General features: G+C 71.0%; 14 protein-coding genes. 5 read left to right on the forward strand and 9 right to left on the reverse strand.

Annotated elements, in window-relative coordinates; translation table 11 throughout:
• Positions 1–8 precede the first annotated feature (8 nt).
• A complete protein-coding gene (locus WME89_RS38780) occupies positions 9–740 on the reverse strand; it encodes a TetR/AcrR family transcriptional regulator (RefSeq protein ID WP_438004629.1) in 732 nt (243 codons plus the stop codon).
• Between the two features lie 299 nt (positions 741–1,039).
• Between WME89_RS38780 and WME89_RS38785 the strand changes: the two genes are divergently transcribed.
• On the forward strand, positions 1,040–4,648 hold the full coding sequence (locus WME89_RS38785; protein ID WP_438004630.1) for a BadF/BadG/BcrA/BcrD ATPase family protein: 3,609 nt from the start codon (positions 1,040–1,042) through the stop codon (positions 4,646–4,648).
• A gap of 71 nt (positions 4,649–4,719) precedes the next feature.
• Positions 4,720–6,648: a 2-hydroxyglutaryl-CoA dehydratase gene (locus WME89_RS38790; RefSeq protein ID WP_438004631.1), complete on the forward strand. Its 1,929-nt coding sequence runs from the start codon at positions 4,720–4,722 to the stop codon at positions 6,646–6,648.
• A gap of 262 nt (positions 6,649–6,910) precedes the next feature.
• Here WME89_RS38790 and WME89_RS38795 read toward each other — a convergent pair whose 3' ends face one another.
• On the reverse strand, positions 6,911–7,609 hold the full coding sequence (locus tag WME89_RS38795; protein ID WP_438004632.1) for an alpha/beta hydrolase: 699 nt from the start codon (positions 7,607–7,609) through the stop codon (positions 6,911–6,913).
• A gap of 470 nt (positions 7,610–8,079) precedes the next feature.
• Here WME89_RS38795 and WME89_RS38800 point away from each other — a divergent pair, with 470 nt between their 5' ends.
• On the forward strand, positions 8,080–9,357 hold the full coding sequence (locus WME89_RS38800; RefSeq protein ID WP_438004633.1) for an aminotransferase class I/II-fold pyridoxal phosphate-dependent enzyme: 1,278 nt from the start codon (positions 8,080–8,082) through the stop codon (positions 9,355–9,357).
• A gap of 265 nt (positions 9,358–9,622) precedes the next feature.
• Entirely contained in the window at positions 9,623–10,459 is an 837-nt protein-coding gene (locus WME89_RS38805; RefSeq protein WP_438004634.1) for an SHOCT domain-containing protein, read from the forward strand.
• Positions 10,460–10,925: 466 nt separating this feature from the next.
• Here WME89_RS38805 and WME89_RS38810 read toward each other — a convergent pair whose 3' ends face one another.
• The 6 genes from WME89_RS38810 to WME89_RS38835 all read right to left on the reverse strand — a co-directional run bounded on the left by WME89_RS38810 (position 10,926) and on the right by WME89_RS38835 (position 15,178).
• Entirely contained in the window at positions 10,926–11,312 is a 387-nt protein-coding gene (locus tag WME89_RS38810) for a VOC family protein (RefSeq protein ID WP_438012027.1), read from the reverse strand.
• Between the two features lie 92 nt (positions 11,313–11,404).
• Complete coding sequence (locus WME89_RS38815) at positions 11,405–11,968, reverse strand: TlpA family protein disulfide reductase (RefSeq protein ID WP_438004635.1); 564 nt, start codon at positions 11,966–11,968, stop codon at positions 11,405–11,407.
• Positions 11,965–12,687, reverse strand: a complete 723-nt coding sequence (locus WME89_RS38820; RefSeq protein ID WP_437619789.1) for a hypothetical protein — start codon at positions 12,685–12,687, stop codon at positions 11,965–11,967. Before WME89_RS38820 ends, WME89_RS38815 begins: the two co-directional genes overlap by 4 nt.
• A gap of 7 nt (positions 12,688–12,694) precedes the next feature.
• Positions 12,695–12,904 (reverse strand): hypothetical protein, encoded by a 210-nt coding sequence (locus tag WME89_RS38825; RefSeq protein WP_437619790.1) that lies wholly within the window; start codon positions 12,902–12,904, stop codon positions 12,695–12,697.
• Between the two features lie 211 nt (positions 12,905–13,115).
• Positions 13,116–14,144 (reverse strand): PAS domain-containing protein, encoded by a 1,029-nt coding sequence (locus tag WME89_RS38830; protein ID WP_438004636.1) that lies wholly within the window; start codon positions 14,142–14,144, stop codon positions 13,116–13,118.
• Positions 14,141–15,178: a DUF4388 domain-containing protein gene (locus WME89_RS38835; protein WP_438004637.1), complete on the reverse strand. Its 1,038-nt coding sequence runs from the start codon at positions 15,176–15,178 to the stop codon at positions 14,141–14,143. Before WME89_RS38835 ends, WME89_RS38830 begins: the two co-directional genes overlap by 4 nt.
• 361 nt (positions 15,179–15,539) lie before the next feature.
• Here WME89_RS38835 and WME89_RS38840 point away from each other — a divergent pair, with 361 nt between their 5' ends.
• Entirely contained in the window at positions 15,540–17,237 is a 1,698-nt protein-coding gene (locus WME89_RS38840) for a hypothetical protein (protein WP_438004638.1), read from the forward strand.
• Between the two features lie 75 nt (positions 17,238–17,312).
• Here the strand turns inward: WME89_RS38840 and WME89_RS38845 are convergent, their stop codons facing one another.
• Positions 17,313–18,593 carry an aspartate kinase gene (locus WME89_RS38845; RefSeq protein ID WP_438004639.1) on the reverse strand — a complete coding sequence of 427 codons (1,281 nt, stop codon included), beginning with the start codon at positions 18,591–18,593 and terminating at the stop codon, positions 17,313–17,315.
• Positions 18,594–18,624: the final 31 nt, after the last annotated feature.

Below are 18,624 nucleotides of genomic sequence, written 5' to 3' on the forward strand. Positions count from 1 at the left end.
CGCGCCGGTCAGTCCCCTTTCGCCCTGGCGCGGCGGCGCGCCGGGCTCGGCCGCTCCGGCTGCTCGCGCGCGGCGTCCCCCGTCGCGGGCGCGCGGTCGCGGCTCCTCCCCCCGCGCTCGCCGCGCTCGCCTTCCGCTTCCGCGGGCGGCGCCGCGCGCCCGGCGTCCATCCGGAGGTAGCCGCGCCGCAAGAGGTCGTAGAGCGCCGTGACGATGCGCTCGCGCGGGCGGGCCTGCTCCTCGAGGGCGTTCTCGAACAGCACCTCCTTCAGCGCGCCGATCGTGAACGTCGCGTAGAGCTCCGTGTCCCCCGGCTCGATGATGCCGAGCCGCTGCCCGTCCGCGAGGCTCCGCTCCAGCAGCAGCTTCACCTCCTGGCGGAACGCGCGCAGCTCCTTGACGAACGCCGGATCGAGCCCCGCCGCGTGCGACAGGAGGATGCTCGTCAGCGCCGGATCGTCGAGCAGGACAGCCACGATCGCGCGGATGTTGTGCTTGACCTGCGCCTCCACGTCCGCCGACGGATCCACGCGCAGGATGGCGCCGCCGAGCCGCGAGAAGAGGCCGCGCACGAGCTCGCCGAAGACCGAGCGCTTGTCGGGGAAATAGAGGTAGAACGTCCCCTTCGCGACCTTCGCGAGCGCGACGATGTCATCGACCTTCGCCTCGTGATAGCCCTTCTCGGAAAACACGGTGCGCGCCGCGCGCAGGAGCGCTTGGCGGCGCTCGGATTTGTCCATGGGCCGGTCGCTTTACCATCACCGGCCCGTCACCTGGGGCTCGATGTCTCCCCCGGGGCCGCGCGGGAGCGCCGCCCGGAGAAGCTCCGGAAAAATCCTCGCCAGGCGCACGGCATCCTGCACCGAGCGCGACGGCGGAACCGTGCGCCCTGGACGCAGATGCAGGCAAAACGGCGTTCCACGACGATCGAGATGCACCGAATCATTTGATTTTCCGGGCATCCCGTTGTAGCCATCACGACTGACCAGCCAGTCAGTCGGACCGCTGGTGGCCGGCGACGGTGGTGGGAGGAGCCCCGATGGGAAGGCAGATCCAGGATCCGGTCGTGGTCGGCATCGACGTCGGATCGACGACGGTGAAGGCGGTCGTGCTCGATCCGCAGACGCTCGAGATTCTCTGGAGCGACTACCAGCGGCACCAGACGAAGCAGCCGGAGAAGGTGCTCGAGCTCCTCGATGTCATCGAGGCGACGTTCCCCGCGTCTCCGCGGGAGAGCTGGCGGGTGTTCATGACGGGCTCCGGCGCGGCGCCCCTCTGCGCCGGCCTCGGCGCCAAGTTCGTCCAGGAGGTGAACGCGGTCACCCTCGCGGTCGAGAACCTGCACCCCGACGTGGGCAGCGTCATCGAGCTCGGCGGGCAGGACGCGAAGATCATCATCTTCCAGCGGGACGAGAAGACGGGCGACAAGACCGCCGCCCCGTCGATGAACGACAAGTGCGCCTCCGGCACGGGCGCCACCATCGACAAGTGCATGATCAAGGTGGGCCTCCCGTCGTCCGACGTGGTGCAGATCCACTTCGACGACTCGAAGCTCCACCACGTCGCCGCGAAGTGCGGAGTCTTCGCCGAGACGGACATCGTGAACCTCGTGAAGAGCGGTATCCCCTCGACGGAGATCCTCTGCTCGCTCGCCGACGCGATCGTCCTCCAGAACCTGTCGGTGCTGACGCGCGGCTCGACGCTCAAGCACAAGGTCATCCTGCTCGGCGGCCCCAACACCTACCTCCCCTTCCTCCAGGAGTGCTGGCGCAAGCGCATCCCCGAGACCTGGGACGAGCGCGGCTATGCCTGGCCGAAGGACCGGCCGGTCGAGGAGACGATCTTCGTCCCGGAGAACGCGCAGTACTACGCGGCGTTCGGCGCCTGCGTGTACGGGCTCAAGGAGGCCCCGGAGGTCGGCCGCTACGCCGGCAAGGCGGGGCTCATCGACTACATGACGAACGGCAGGAAGGCGCGCCTCGGCGAGAGCGCGGGCCCGCCGCTCGTGAAGACGCGGAACGAGGTCGACGAGTTCCGCAAGCTCTACAGCATCCCGAGGTTCACGCCGATGAAGCTCGAGCCCGGCCAGGTGGTGCGCGGGGTCATCGGCCTCGACGGCGGCTCGACCTCGTCGAAGGCGGTCTTGATCGACGAGGACAGCAACATCGTCTGCAAGGCCTACCAGCTCTCGAAGGGCAACCCGATCCAGGACGCGAAGGAGCTCCTGGCCCAGCTCCGGCAGTACGTGGCCGACCAGGGCGCGACGCTCGACGTGCTCGGGTTCGGCGGCACCGGCTACGCGGCCGACGTGCTCCAGGAGTGCATGAGGGCCGACGTCAACATCGTCGAGACCGTCGCGCACATGATGAGCGCGGTGAAGTTCTTCGGCGACGTCGACGTCATCTGCGACATCGGCGGACAGGACATCAAGGTCCTGTTCATGAAGAACGGCGACATAGCGAACTTCCGCCTCTCCAACTCGTGCTCTGCGGGCAACGGCATGTTGCTCCAGGCGATGGCCGACCAGTTCGGCCTCAAGGTGACCGAGTACGCCGACACGGCCTTCGGCGCCGAGCTCGCGCCGAAGTTCAGCTACGGCTGCGCCGTCTTCCTCGACACCGACCGGGTGAACTTCCAGAAGGAGGGCTTCTCGAAGGAGGAGCTGCTCGCCGGCCTCGCGCAGGTGCTGCCGAAGAACGTGTGGCAGTACGTCGTGCAGATCCCGCGGCTCGCGGCGCTCGGCACGCGCTACGTGCTCCAGGGCGGCACGCAGTACAACCTCGCGGCGGTCAAGGCGCAGGTCGACTACATCAAGGAGCGCGTCCCCGGCGCGGAGGTGTTCGTCCACCCGCACACGGGCGAGGCCGGCGCGCTCGGCGCCGCGTTCGAGACGCTCCGGGTCGTGAAGCGCAGGGGCCGCTCGACGTTCATCGGCATCGACGCGGCGATCGCGCTCGAATACACGACGAAGAACGACGAGGAGACGGTCTGCCACTTCTGCCCGAACGAGTGCAAGCGGACGTTCATCGACGCGAAGCGGCCTGACGGGACGACGAGCCGCTACATCTCGGGCTTCTCGTGCGAGAAGGGCACGGTCGAGAGCGAGCAGGCGATGCTCGCGCTCGTCGCCGAGCGGAAGAAGATCGCGAAGCAGTTCCCGAACCTCGTCGACTACGAGTCGAAGCTCGCCTTCCGGCACTTCTACGACACGGCGCCGCTGCCCGAGGCGGGAGCGCCGGTGAAGGACGTCGTCGTCAAGAAGGGCTTCCTCGGCATCCGCCGGGTGGAGACGACGCGCCCGTTCCGGCGGAGCGGCCCCGAGACGCGCGAGCGCCTCCGCCGCGTCCGCATCGGCATCCCGCGCGTCCTCAACATCTACTCGACGGGCCCGTATTACCGGGCCTATTTCGAGGCGCTCGGCATCCCCAAGCAGAACGTCGTCTTCAGCGACGCGACGAGCGAGGAGATGTGGGTCGAGGGCGGCAAGTACGGCTCCATCGACCCGTGCTTCCCCTCGAAGGTGGCGCAGGCCCACGTCCACAACCTCCTGTTCCACCACCACTCGGACGAGAAGAAGCTCCACTACATCTTCTTCCCCATCCTCACGCACGTGCCGAGCTTCGGCGAGGGCGTGATGGACAAGACCAGCTGCCCGATCGTCGCGGGCGTGCCGGACGTCATGAAGGCCGCGTTCACGAAGGAGGTCGACTTCTTCAAGACGCGCGGGATCGAGTACCTCGATCCGCCGCTCACGTTCTCCGAGATGACGCTGACGGCGCGCCGGATGTTCGAGACGTGGGGCCCGCGGCTCGGCATCACCGAGGACGAGAGCGACCACGCGCACCGCGAGGGGATGCGGGCGCTGTCGCAGTTCGAGCGCGACCTGCAGGACAAGGGGCGGGCGATCCTGGAGACGGTCGAGGCCGAGAACCGGGTCGCCATCCTGATGATCGGGCGGCCGTACCACTCGGATCCGGGGCTCAACCACGGCATCCCGGAGGAGTTCCAGGTGCTCGGCTATCCGGTCCTCTCGGTGCGGTCCATCCCGCGCGACATGGAGTACCTCGCGCGGTACTTCAAGGACGAGATCGCGAACGGCCAGCACCCGCTCGACATCAACGACGTCTGGCCGGAGAACTACTCGGCGAACAGCGCGCAGAAGGTCTGGGCGGTCAAGTTCGCCGCCCGGCACCCGAACGTCGTGCTGCTCGACCTGTCGAGCTTCAAGTGCGGCCACGACGCGCCGACCTACGGCATCATCGACAGCATCGTGAGCTCGAGCGCCACGCCGTACGCCGCGCTGCACGACATCGACGCGAACAAGCCCGGCGGCTCGATCAAGATCCGCGTGAAGACGTACGCGCACAGCCTCAAGCTGCACGAGGAGGCGCTCGAGGACGCGGCGAAGAAGAAGGCGCAGCTCGTCCAGCGCATCGACGAGAAGCGGCTCGAGCTGCTCCAGCTGAAGCGGGAGCAGCAGGCGGCGCGCAAGATCACCGATCCCGCGCTCGAGCGGGAGATCGCCGCGCTCGCCGACAGGGTGCGGAGCTACGTCGCGCCGGTGTCGCCGCCGGATGCGCCGAAGACGGGGCTCGTGCAGCTGAAGAAGAAGCAGTCCGACGGGACCGTCGTCCCCTTGGAAGCGTGAATTACGGCCGAGGTCGAGGGGGGGACGGCGCGGCCGCCCCTTCCAGCATCCGAGCGAAGGGAAGCCACGCCATGGAACAGACGATCACGCAGAAGACGCGCCTTCCTCTGGTGGGCGAGACGAGAGCGAACAAGGCTGACATCGACATCGAGGCGGAGCTCAGGGCGTTCGAGGAGGCCGAGCGCGAGCGGCTCGGGATCAAGGCCGAGCGGCGGCAGTGGGTCGACGGCATGCTCAAGCCGAAGATGACCAAGAAGGAGCGCGACAACGTGACGCTCCTCATCAGCGGCCTCACCGCCGCGCAGGACTTCCTGTGCGAGGGCGCGCTGAAGGGCCTCGGCTACAACGTCCACTACTTCGGGATGAGCGACAACGCCGGGCTGCAGACGGGCAAGGAGTTCGGCAACCGCGGTCAGTGCAACCCGACGTACTTCACCGTCGGCGGCCTGGTGAAGCACCTCATCGACCTGCGCGACAAGCAGGGGATCCCGACCGAGGACATCATCAAGAACTACGTGTTCCTGACCGCGGGCGCGTGCGGCCCCTGTCGGTTCGGCATGTACGTGACCGAGTACCGGAAGGCGCTCCGCGACGCCGGCTTCGACGGCTTCCGGGTGATGCTCTTCCAGCAGACGGGCGGCCTCTCGCAGGCGACCGGCGACGACGTCGGCCTCGAGATGAACCCTGCCTTCTTCATCGCGATCATCAAGGCCATCGTCTGCGGCGACACGCTGAACGCGCTCGGCTACCGCATCCGGCCTTACGAGGTCGAGCCCGGCGCGACGAACCGCGCGATGGAGAGCGCGAAGCGCATCCTCTACAAGGCGCTCTACGAGCAGACGAACGTCTTCCGTGCGCTCTACGAGGCGCGCAAGGAGTTCGAGGCCGTGCGGGTGGACAAGCTCCGTCCCAAGGCCAAGACGTCGATCATCGGCGAGTTCTGGGCGATGACCACCGAGGGCGACGGCAACTACGCCCTGCAGCGGTTCCTCGAGAGCGAGGGCGGCGAGAACGACATCCAGCTCACGACCGCGTGGCTCCTCTACAACATCTGGGAGTGCGCCCGCGACACCCGCGAGCGGCGCGACCTTCGCGGCGCCGACGAGGGCAACTACGGCCTCGCCAGCCTCGACGAGTTCGGCGTGGCGAAGCGCCTCGCGACGATGCGCCTCGCCGAGGGGGCGCTGCGCGTCGGCTTCCAGGCGTTCGCGCTGCCGCTCGGCCTCTTCGACTACCACCTTCCGGACATGGAGCTCGTGGCGGACGTGGCGAAGGACTACTACTCCAACGACCTCCGCGGCGGCGAGGGGCACATGGAGGTCGGCAAGCTCATCGTGAACGCCGTGAAGTCGAAGGCGCACGTCACGGTGAGCGTGAAGCCGTTCGGGTGCATGCCCTCCTCGGGCGTCTCCGACGGCGTGCAGTCGCTGATCACGTCGCGCTACCCCGGGACGATCTTCTGCGCGGTCGAGACGAGCGGCGACGGCGCGACGAACTTCTACTCCCGCATCCAGATGTACATGTTCAAGGCGCGCATCCTGGCCGAGCAGGAGCTCACCCGCGCCTACGAGGAGGCGGGCGTCACCGAGGCCGAGGTCCGCGCGTTCCTCGAGAGGAACCCGAAGTACGCGAGCCCGCTCCACCACGCGCCGCACCGGGTCGCCGGGTCGGCCGCCAACCTCGTCTACGAGGTGGCGCCGCTCATCAAGCAGACGGCCGCCGAGCGCGCCGTGGTGAAGGCCAGGTCGGCGGCGGGGGCGCTCCGCGACGCGGTGAAGGCCGCTCCGGCGAAGGCGAAGGCGGCGAAGGAGTTCCTCACGGACCCCGAGACGCTCGGCCGGGCGCGCGAGGACGTCGCGCTTGTCCGCGACCTCCTCGCCGGCAAGGCCGCGGAGCGGTTCAGCCCGCTCGTGAAGCGCCTGGCGGGCAAGGCGTACTTCGAGAACAACCCCGAGGTGAGCCACACGGTCCACAGCGTGGAGCCGATCGCCGCGGAGTGAGGCACGCGCCGGGCGGGCTCGCCCGGCGGCCTCCTCGCTCGCTCACGTCGCTCCGGTACCGCGAGCGAACATGGAGCGGGGAGGATGACAAACCGGCAAGACGCCAAGGACGCCAAGAAGAGAGGAAGATAAGAATTCTTCCTCTCCTTTTCGCGCTCTGGCGTCCTGGCGGTTCACTCTCTCTCTTCTCACATCTTCTTCCGCCCTCGCGCTAGGCGTCTCGGCGCGTCAAACCCTCTTTCTTCCTGGTGCCGTTACAGGTTCAGCCCGCCCCGGGCAGGAACCAGCCGAGGGCGTCCCGCGCCATCTCCGGAGGCACCGCGTGCGCGCCCTCGAACTCCTGGTAGCGCAGGTCGTGGCCCGCCTGCCGGATGAGCGGCGCGAGGCGGCGGCTGCAGGGGTCGATCCGCAGCACCTGGTCCTGCGTGCCGTGCGAGATGAAGATGCGCGGGCGGCCGCGCTGCTCCGCGGGGGCCATGAAGCCTGGCGAGAAGGCGATCACGTGCGTGAACAGGTCGCCGTTGGTGAGCCCGAGCGACAGCGCGTAGGACGCCCCGTCGGAGAAGCCGCCGATGGCGAGCCGCGCCGGGTCGACCGCGGCGCTGCGGAACAGCTGGTGGAGCGCGCGGTCGAGGAACGCGACGTCGGGGCCGTACGCGTCGTCGGCGATGATGTCCCAGGTCGCGTGGCGCGAGTCCGGCGCCAGCAGCAGCAGGCCTGCCTCGTCCGCCAGCTCCTTCAGCAGCGCGATGCCGTGGTGCGCGCTGCCCCCGGCCCCGTGCAGCAGGACCACGAGCGGCGCGGGGCGGTCGGCCCGGTACCCCGCGGGGACGTAGAGCAGCCCGTCGCGCCGCGGAGACAGCCCGAGCGGAGTCAGCCCGGCCGGTAGCTCGCCCGCGAGCTTCGCCTGCGGCCGCGCGCTCAGGCGCGAAGGGTCTTTCTTGTGGACGGCGGCGCTCATTCCCTGATCCTCCTCTCGAGGCCCGGACGCGCCCGCAGGCGCCTGACCTCGCCCGCATCCCAGCAGCCCTGTCAGAGCCCCAGCACTCCCCATGCCGAGCAGGCGCCGCCGCCCGAGCCGCGGCTTCAGCCCCGCCGGACCGCGACAGCCCTCGGCTCGCCGCCTGCTGTCCATGGGAGGTGTTGATGTGCCGATACAGGGCCTCGGGCAACTCGAGATCCTCGTCGACATGGCCCTCGGCGTGCGGACACAAGCGCGGTGGGCGAGCGCTCGTGGCAAAACGCATCATGAGGAGGGCGCCTGTCACAGCGGGCCCAGGCGGGGGCGAGGCGCCCGGCGCGACGGGCGGGTCGCGGCCGCGCGGGGGCAGGCCGCCGGCGGGCGGCCCGGCTGCGGCATTTCCGCGGCGGATAGCGGGGATCCACGCGGGTCGGGACGCGCGCGCGAAATTCTGCTAGACATCGCCCGCCATGACTGAACTGCGCTCGTTGTCCCCTGATGCTCTTGCCTCGCTCACCCGGGAGCTCGAGGCACGTTATGACGCCTTCGAAGCCCGCGGGCTCAAGCTCGACATGACGCGCGGGAAGCCGTCGTCCGAGCAGCTCGACCTCGCGAACGGCATGCTCCCCCTGCCCGACGCGAGCGATCTCACCGCCTCCGACGGCTCGGATACGCGCAACTACGGGGGCCTCGACGGCCTGCCGGAGATGAAGGCCATCTTCGCCGAGCTGCTCGAGGTGCCCGCGGCGCAGGTCATCGTGGGCGGGAACAGCAGCCTGACCATGATGCACGACGCGGTGGTCCGCGCGCTCGTCCACGGCGTGCCGGACGGCAACGGCGCCTGGTCGAAGCAGCCGAAGGTCAAGTTCCTCTGTCCGAGCCCTGGCTACGATCGTCACTTTGCGATCTGCGAGCACCACGGCATCGAGATGATCACCGTCGATCTGAACGACGCCGGGCCGGACATGGCTCAGGTCGAGCGGCTCGTCGCCGAGGACTCGGCCATCAAGGGCATGTGGTGCGTCCCCAAGTACAGCAACCCCACGGGCACCACCTACGCTCCCGAGGTCGTTCGCCGTCTCGCGAGCATGAAGACTGCGGCCGCGGATTTCCGCCTGTTCTGGGACAACGCCTACGCGGTCCACGACCTCTACGCCGAGGGCGACCGGCTCGCGGACATCGTGTCGGCGTGCCAGTCCGCGGGCAACGCCAACCGGCCGCTCGTCTTCGCCTCGACGTCGAAGATCTCGTTCGCCGGCAGCGGCATCGCAGCGATGGCGTCGAGCCCCGCGAACGTGGCGGACGCGAAGAAGCACCTCGGCATCCAGACCATCGGCCCGGACAAGGTGAACCAGCTGCGGCACGTGCGGTTCTTCAAGGATTACAAGGGCTTGCTGGGCCACATGCAGCGGCACGCCGAGCTCCTGCGGCCCAAGTTCGAGGCGGTGACGAGCATCTTCGAGCGCGAGCTCGGCGGGAAGGGCATCGCCACCTGGACCTCGCCGCGCGGCGGCTACTTCACCAGCCTCGACACCCTGGACGGCTGCGCCAAGGAGGTGGTGCGCCTGGCCAACAAGGCGGGCGTGAAGCTCACCGGCGCTGGCGCGACGTACCCTTACGGCCGCGATCCCCGCGATCGCAACATCCGGATCGCGCCGTCGCTGCCGCCGCTCGATCAGATCCGCGTCGCGATGGAGGTCGTCGCGGTCTGTGTTCAGCTCGCGAGCGTGCGCAAGCTCGCGGGCTGAATCACCTTCGCCGCCGTCAGTTCCGCCCGCCAGCAGTCTGGCCATGAATGGCCGGACTGCTGCGCCGCTTCGCTGCGGCTTCGCGGGGGCGGCACTGGCTTTGTTTCCTCGGGGCTCCGCCCCGAACCCCGGCGTCCGCTTCTCGGCCGCGCCAGCCTCGTGCGTCAGGGATCCCTGACGGGATTTCTGACGCGCGAGAATAGCCTGCGTTGCGAGCGACGGACCGCCGTGCCAGGCTCGCCGCTCCCTCCTGGAGCGCCTCACCATGCAGCCACTCACCCCTGAAGGTCAGCGCAGAGTTTCCGATCTGTCACAGCGCTATTTCGTCAGCACCGACGCGGTGATGACGCTGCTGCAAGCGCTCGTGAACGGTCATGGAACGATGGCGCAGTTCTACCACCCCGAGCTTGGCGGCGGAGGGCAGTGGATGCAGGGCGGCATGACCATGGTCGGCGACATGTTCAATCACGGCCTCAAGGCGAAGGTGGACGGCCTGTGCTCCGAGCTGTCCAGTCTCCTGGCCAGCCAACCCTTCGCGCCTGCGCCTGCCAGCTACTCGTCCCAGGGGCAGGGTGGACAGCAGCAGCAGCAGGGTGGCGGGGGCGGCTTCGGCGGCTCGCCGGTCAGCCTTTTCGTGCCTTCGTCGGGGGGAGGCTCGGGCAGCTGGTGGCCCGGGGAGCTCGGGGTTCCGAGCTCCACCGGGTCGCAGAACAACGTCCGGTATGCCTATTTCCCCGGCGCGCGTCGCCTGGCCGTCGACGTCAACGGGCGAGTCAGCGTCTACGATACGCTGGATCACCAGATCGGCGGCGTGTCGCAGCAGCAAGGGTCGGGGTCGTCGGTCACGTTCACCAGCCAGTACGGCGTCGTGAGCGTGCTCAACCTGCCGATCATCTCCGGCGACGCCGCCGTGCAGCAGGCGCCGAGCGCCGTGCCTGCTCCGGTGCCGGCGCAAGCCGTCGAGGCGCTGCCGCGCTCCTCTTCAGCTCAGGAGTCGGACATCTTCGCTGCCATCGAGCGGCTCGCCGACCTGCGGCAAAAGGGGATCATCAGCGAGCAGGAGTTTGCGGCGAAGAAGACGGATCTCCTGAGCAGGCTCTGAGGGCGAGGCCGCGGGCGCGGAACGCTCGCCTTCTGTCTCGCGTCTTCCAGCGGATGGACGCGCGCTGTCCGCCGTTCCTCTCACGTCTTCCGTCGTCCCTCTTCCGTCTTCCCTCTTCCGTCTTCCCTCTTCCGTCTTCCCTCTTCCGTCTTCCCTCTTCCGTCTCACGTCTTCCGCGCCGCGTGCTCGTCTGCCGTGCGCGTGCGCGTGCGCGTGCGCGCGATCTCACGGCATCAATCGCGCACGCGCACGCGCACGCGCACGAAGGATGGGAGACGGGAGGCGGGAGACGAGCGCCGGGAGACGGGAGGCGGGAGGCGGGAGACGGGAGACGGGAGACGGGAGACGAGCGCCGGGAGGCGGGAGGCGGAGTAAAAATCTCCTGGCGTCCTCGCGCGTTCTCTCGATCTCGCCGAGCGGCGAGACTGCAGCTCCGCAGAACGTGCTTCCCTGAATCCCTCACGCCTCAGGGGCCATGACACACAGCTTCGATGTTGTGTCCGTCGGGATCGAGCACGAAAGCCCCATAATACCCCGGGTGATACTGCGGCCGGAGCCCCGGCGGCCCATTGTCGACGCCGCCGGCCGCCAGAGCGGCCTTGTAAAAGGCGTCGACGTCGGCGCGCGTCTTCGCGATGAACGCGACATGCAACCTGCCCTGCACGGCGCCGCCCGTGCCGATCCAGAACTGCGGGTTCCCTTCGGCCCCCAGACCAGCATGGCTGCCAGCGCCCCCGGTCATCTCGGGCGTGATCTCCATCACGAGCCCGTAACCAAGGGGGGCCAGGGCCGCCAGATAGAAAGCCTTGCTCCGCGCGAAATCCGAAACCGGAAAGCCGATGTGGTCGAGCATCATGCGCGCCATCATCGCTCGATCCGTCGCGCGCCGATCGAAGAATTGGCGCAGCGTCAGCCGCCCTCCCGCCGGCCGCCGCGACGCGCTGCCTAACGCGCCGACCGCGCGTTCTCGCGCTCAATCCGGCGGAGGACCTCCTCGAGCGCTTCCTGGGTGATGAGGCCCACGTGCCGGAACGCCTCCCTCCCCTCGGCGTCGAGGATGACGACGCTCGGCACATGGTGCAGCCCGGCAAAGGGCCCCTCTCCGGCGATCGTCGGGGCGTCCGCGAGCGCCACCGGGTACGGGAGCTTGAGCGCGGCGACGAACGCCTCGACCAGCGGACGGTTCTCGCTCGCCTCGAGGACGAGGAGCGCCGCGTTGATGCGCGGCGTGTGATCGCGGAAGAGCCCCGCGAGGAACCGCGCCTCCGCCTGCGACGCCACGTCGTACGTCGCGACGAAGCCGATCACGCTGAGCCTGCCCGCCAGCGAGGCGGTGGAGAGCTCGCGGCCGTCGAGCGTCTCGTACGAGAAGGTCCGCACCGGGCCGCGCGCCGGGTCCGCCGCGGCGGCCGGCGGGCCCGCCACGGGCTCCCGGGCCGCGTCGCCGCTACCACCGCAGCCGATCGCGAGCAGCAGCAGCGGCAAGCAGACCGGCGCGAGCGGCCTCATGGCAGCGGATCCCCCTCCAGCTGCGCGTCGAAGAGATCGGCGCAGAGCTGCAGCGACGGCGGGAGCTCGGCGCCCTTGCGCTGCTGCGCGAGAATGGCATGGCACAGCTCCTCGATGACCAGCTTGATCGGCGTGGTCTCGAGCTGCGCGCCGTCGAGCAGCATCCCGGGACCAGGCGCCTCCTCCGCGCGGACGATCGGGTCGTGCCGGGCCCACGCGATGCCGTCCTCGGGGAGGTAGCGGCACCAGAGCACCCGCACGAAGCGGAGATAGAGCGGCGTCACCAGCGCCACCACCCGGTCGCCCCCCGCAGCGATGCCGCGCAGCGCGAAGCCGCCCGCAGGACCCGACGCGCGCTCCCCCGCCCCGATCGCCTCCTCGATCCGCTCGCGGCGCGCGGCGTCGCTCTCGACCGACAGGAGCGGCGCGTAGATCGCGACCGGCGGGACCTGCAGCTTGGGCGCGTCCTCGGCGAGCACGTCGAGCCACGCCTCGCGCGCCTCGGGGCCGAGCTCCCCGTACACGTGCGCCGCGGCGATCGCGGCCTCGGCGTCGGTCGCGAGCGCGGCGAGCCACTCCCTCCACGCGGCGAGGATGCGCGGGTCGAGCAGCGCGCCCGACGGCGGAGGCAGGCCCGGAGCCGCGCCCTCGTGGACAGCGGCGTCCAGCGCGGGCTCCTGGGTGAGATCGACCGAGCTCGGGTCGCGGCGCTCCGTCATGCCTGCCTCAGCGTTGCGCGCCGCGGCGCCGCAACCCGACGTCTCGCTCCAGATCGAGCAGGAGCTCGGCGAACTCGTCACCCCGGCCGAGCGGCGCCGCGAGGGTGAGCTCCCCGCCGCGATCCCCGAGCAGGAGCGCAATGCCATCGCTCGCCTCGACGATACCCTTCACGAACACGACATCCGCTGGATGAACCACGACGTCTTGCACCAGCATCCCGGCGCTCGCCTCCGCGATCGAGAGTGGGCCGCGAGCAGGCCCGAGCGCCCCCGCGGACGCCGCCGACGGCTGCTCGCCGGCCGGAGGCGCGGAGGCGACTTGCCTGGAATTGCTGTCGCGCCGGCGCATTGGACGGCGGAGCTAAGCACCGCTCGCCGGAGGGATCCAGCGGGCACGCCGGCCGGGGATGACCGGGGCCCGCTCCGCGTCAAGAGGCCGCGTTCGTCCCTCGAACCGCGGCCCCCGAGCCGCTCTCGAGGATACCGAAACGCTTCGCGAGATCGTCGGGCCGCTCACCTTCGAGGGCGCGGAGCTCGGGGGCGCGCTCGATCGGCACGACCACGAAGCGCCACGGGAGCGCCGCGAGATCGGTCCCCTCGATGCACCGGGCGACGTGCGCCGCGTTGAGGGCCGCGCTGATCGTCGTCTCGAGGAGGCCCTCGTAGAAGGCGGACAGCTCGACCGATCCCGACTCGACCGGGGGCCGAACGAAGCACGCGACGCGCGGCGGGTTCGCGCAGAAATCCGCGGCGAGCCTCCCCATCCCGAGCTCGGCGAGCGCCTGGTCGAGCGCGCCCACCGCGAGCAGCACCGGCGCCTTGTCGAGCGCTGCAGCCCCCGCCTCGACCACCGTGTGCTCCGCGACGCCCGCGATCCTGCGGCCGACGCCCCGGCCGAGCTCGCGCGCGGCGCCGTGGCCGACGCGCGCGAGCAGCGCGGCGACCTGATCCCACGCGAGCGGGAACATGGCGCCGAGCGGACCGTTGAGCCGGCCTCGCTCGCGCTCGTGGCGGATCGTCGCCGGGCGCTCGTGCTCGCCCTGCTCGAGCGGCATGCGGTGCACGGTCATGAACACGCGGTTGACCGGCGCGCGCGCGAACTGGACATAGACGTCCTGCGCCCCGTGGAGGAAATGGAAGCGGAACGCGAAGCTGTCGGTCGCGCCCGGCGGCTGGTGCGCGAGCGCGCGGAACCGGCCGAGGAACGCCTCGACCCGGGTGCAGGGGGCGATGTCCTGGAAGAAGTTCCTGCCGACGACCCGCTCTGACGGCAGGCGGCTCATGCGCTGCTCGTAGCGGTTGTAGAGCAGCACGACGCCGTCCTCGTCCAGCATGATGAAGCCGTACGGCAGGTCGTCGACCTCGTCGGAGGTCATCTCGGCGAGGCGCTCCACGCTGACGGGGAGAGACTCCGCGAGGCTCTCCGGCGCCTCGTCCATCGTCGACATCTGGTTCATCGCTCGACTCCTTCAAACAAGACGCTCGCCCAGCCGACCTGCTCGACGAGGCGCGTGAGCCCACCAAGGACCTCTCGGATGCGACGGCGCTGGAACCGCGAGGGCTCCTTCTCCGCGGCCGCGTCGAAGAAGGCGACGATCCAGGCGGCGACCGCCTGCGGGATCGCCGAGCGGGCGCGATCGATCTGGGCGACAGAGACGAGCGCGTCACCGCTGATGGCGAACGCGTCGAGCGCGCTGTGGTGCTCGCGCACCGTGATCCAGGACGACGCGAGCAGGCGCGACGTCATCGGGGGCCCGAGCCACGCGCGCGCATAGGCCGCGCAGGCGTTCACCACCGCGGCGGCGAGGGCCACGTCGGCCGCGTCGTCGACGGGGAACGCCGGGGGGCGCTGGCTCTCGCGCTCGCCGCGCTGCGCGCCGCCCGCCTCGCTGGCGACGACCTCGAAGGTGGCGCCCTGCCAGGTACCCAGCGAGGCGAGCGCGTCGGTCCAGTGCTCCGAGGGCCTCACGCCGTCGGCGCGGGCGTGGATGGGCCGCCCGGCGTCCACCGTCACCTCGGCGCGGAGCGCGCCGGCGCGCACACGGATGAAGCAGCTGCGGCTGCGCGACCCGAGCGAGGCGAGGAGCCCGTCGAGCCCCACGTCGTCGAGCTCGCCACGCAGGATGACGCGGCTCCGCTGCCGCTCGGCCTGGGCCGCGAGCCGCTGGACCTGCGCGGCGAGCACCGAGCTCGGGACATCGTCCGCGAGCGCCCCCGAGAGCTCCGCCATCGCGAAGATCGCGCGCGAGGAGCTGACGCCGATCACGGGCGGCGGGCCGTCGAGCACCGCGCGCAGCGAGCGGGCCATGTCCAGGAGCGCTGCAGGGCTCTGCGCGCAGGCGACCGCCGCGTCGACCCGCAGCGCGTCCGGGGGCGGGCGGTTCGGCGCGATCTCGCAGGTGACTACCCGCATGCGGGCCTCGCGGAGCGCAGCCGCGACGCGATGGGCAAAGGGCGTTGCCGGCGCGGAGGAGACGACGATGTCGAACATAGCGGAATCGACTCTATGGCCATGAACACCCTCCGTCAAATTACATCTACAAACATTATACGTACAGCTCGATGCGGGATGACATGAAATAGTCCGGAAACTCATGTAGTCGGAACACCGTTTATGTAAATTATATTACATTAATGGACGTGAAGCGCCTACATGCCACAAAGCTTATACAAACATGATGTGCTCCAGGGCCCTCCAGGCGGGGTCGCCGGCGCGCAGCGGCCTTCCTGGGCGTTGCCGGGCGGGAGAGGCCGCGGCCGGCCTCGGCGGTCGGGCTCTGGAGGGGAGCGGCGCGCCAGCGCGGGGCGTCGCGCGGGGCGAAAGCGCCGCGAGGGGCGCTACACTCCCGCCGATGTCAGCCTCACGAGCCTGCAGCGAGCGAAACGCGGAGCGCCGCGAGACGTGCCCGGCACCGCAGCCGAAGACCGCCGTCGACGATGACGAGATCGAGCGCGAGCACGACGAGCACGACGACAAGCTGGTCGACCTGCCGCCGCTCGGACACGACGAGGACGAGGAAGGCGAGGAGACCTTCGAGGAGCTCCTGCAGACGCTCGACGAGGCGGAGGGCGGGCTCGACGACGTGAACGCGAACGACCTCGAGGTCGGCGTCGAGCTCGTCGAGGACAACGCCGGGGCCGGGGACGACGAGGCCGCGGAGGAGGGCGTCGACGTGGGGGCGCTCCACGAGGGGATCGCGGACGCCGAGGCGGGCTCGTGGCTGTCCGACGAGACGCCCGGCCACAACGACGACGAGCACGACGACCTCGACGAGCACGGCGGGGCGCACACCGACGACGGCGGCGCTGAAGGGACAGGGGAGGATCCGTCGGAGGACGTGGACGAGGACGAGCTGCCGGCGCTCGACGCCGATCAGGACGGCACCTACGAGGGCGAGGACCTGCTCGCGGAGCTGCCCGATCTCGCGGACGACCAGGCGCCTGTCTGGGACGCGCTGCCGTGGGTCGTCGTCGAGGGCGCCGGCGCCGCCGTGCCGTGCAGCACGCTCGCGGTGGCCGGCGGCTACGTCGTCGCCGGAGGCGCGGGCGCGGAGCCGGGGCCGACGGGCGAGCCCGCCGCGCGCCCGGGAGGCCGCGCGCGGCGCGCGGACCGGACGGCCGGCGATCGCGGGACCGTGCTCGTGGTCGACGCGGGGGCGCTGACCGCGCGGCGCGCCGGCGTCGACGCGTCGGCGGCGTCGATCGCGCTCTCGGACGCCGCGCTGCTCATCGCCACGCGCCGCGGCAGCCTGCTCCTCAGCGACGACCGGGGGAAGACCGCGAGCCCGCTGGGCGCGTGGGGGTCGGGCGGCGCGCCGGTGACGCTCGCGACGACGCCGGGGCGGCTCTGGGTGCTTTGCGGCAAGACGCTGTGGTCGCCCGCGGCGGGCGCGGTGGTCGTCCCGCCGGAGACGGGCACCGCGGTGACGCCAGGGTCGTCGCGCCGTGACAGCGCGCCCGCGCCGTCGCGGGGCGCGCTGTCGCTGTCGCTCGGGCCCGCGCTGCGGGACGGCGTGCTCCGGATGAGCGCGAGCGAGGGCGTGATCGTGGCGCTCACGAGCACGCCGGCGGGCCCGCAGCTCGAGCGGCTCCGCGGTGACGACGAGGGCTCGCCGGTCGTGCCGCTGTCCGGCGCGGCGCGGCGCGCCGCGGAGGCCGACGACGTGCGGCTGACGGCGGCGGCCGGGGGCCGATCGATCGCGCTCGCCGGCGCCGGGCTGCTCTGCGTGTCGCGCGACGGGGGCGAGACCTTCCGCGTGATCGAGGGGCTCCCGCTGGTCATCGCGCTCGCCTTCGCGGGCGATCACCGGGGGTCACCGCTGCTCGCGCTCGTCGCCCGCGAGGGCGAGCGCCGGGCGCAGCTGGTCCACGTGCCGTCGAACGCGGCGCCGACGCTGGTCGCCGAGATCGAGGCGACGGCCCACGGCGCGCTCGAGGAGGGGGGCGCGTCGAGCCCGCGGGCGGCGATCGCGTGGGACGCGTCGCGCGAGGTCGCGTGGGTGGCTTGCTCGGCAGGGCTCCTCGCGCTGACGCGGCAGCGCAAGCACTAGGCGCGCGGGGCGACCTGAGCCCCCGCCGAGAGCACGGCCCACGGAGGGGGACGAGGTCGGGGGACGCTGCGTCGATCAGGAGCCGACGAACGACGCGTGGAGCAGGCGCTGCGCGGGGGCCGCCTCGGCGGCGTCGACGAGGGCGCCGAGGCGGAGGGGGCCCGCGACAGTGAAGCGCGAGGCGATGCCGGCCTGCTGCAGGACCTCCGCGAAGCGGGCGAGCGGCTCCGCCGTGGCGGTGAGGCCGTCGCCGACGACGCTGACGGACGCGAGGCCTTCGACGAGCTCGAGCGACGGCAGCAGCGCGGCGAGCTGGCGCTTCGCCCCCTGCCAGTCGGGCACGTTGAGGAGCGGGATCGCAAACGCGCCGCCGCCAGGGCCGAAGGAGAGATCCCGGAAGCTCACCCCGAGCTCGCTCGCCGCGCGGAGGAGCGCGTCGAGCCGGAGCCCGGCAGGGGCGCGCGCGAGGACGACGTTGCCCTCGGCGACGATCGCGCGCGCGGCGATCGTCGAGGACGCGGCGCCGGGCGCGAACCGGCGCACCACCGTCTCCCGGGCGCCGGGGGCGGCGTCGAAGGTCGACCGCGCGTAGAGGGCCACGCCGGAGCGCCGCGCCCACTCGACCGCCTGCGCGCAGACCACCTTCGCGCCGCACTCGGCCATCTCCTGGAGGACCGCGCAGTCGAGCTCGGGCAGGTGGCGCGCGTCAGGGACGACGCGGGGGTCAGCGGAGTACACGCCGTCGACGTCGCTGTAGATCTCGCAGCGCTCGGCGCTCAGCGCCGCCGCGAGCGCCACGGCGGTCGTGTCGGAGCCGCCGCGCCCGAGCGTCGTGATCTCGCGGCGGTAGCTCATGCCCTGGTAGCCGGCGACGATCACGATGCGGCCGCGGGCGAGCTCGTCCTCGATGCGGAACGGGCGGACCTCGATGATCCGCGCGTCGAAGTGGCGATCGTTCGTGAGGATGCCGGACTGCGAGCCCGTGAACGAGATCGCCTCGAAGCCGCGAGACTGGATGGCGATGGAGAGGAGCGCCATCGAGACGCGCTCGCCCGTCGAGAGCAGCATGTCGAGCTCGCGCCGGGGCGGGTCGGCGCCCTCGCCCGCCGCCTGCCGGGCGAGGGCGAGCAGGCCGTCGGTGGTCTTGCCCATCGCGCTGACCACGACGACGACGTCATTGCCGGCGCGCCTCGCGGCGACGACACGGTCGGCGACCTTGCCGATCCGGTCGACGTCGGCGACGGACGAGCCGCCGTACTTCTGCACGATGATCGGGCGGCCCGCCCTCGCGGGCGAGGCGCCCGGCTCGCACGGCGAGCCCCCAGGCTGGACGCGGTTCGGCGGCTCCTCGGCCATGCTGCACCTCCAAGAGCTGCGCGCGCTGCGC

Origin of the sequence: Sorangium sp. So ce321, assembly GCF_051530195.1 — a bacterium.
GTDB lineage: Bacteria > Myxococcota_A > Polyangia > Polyangiales > Polyangiaceae > Sorangium.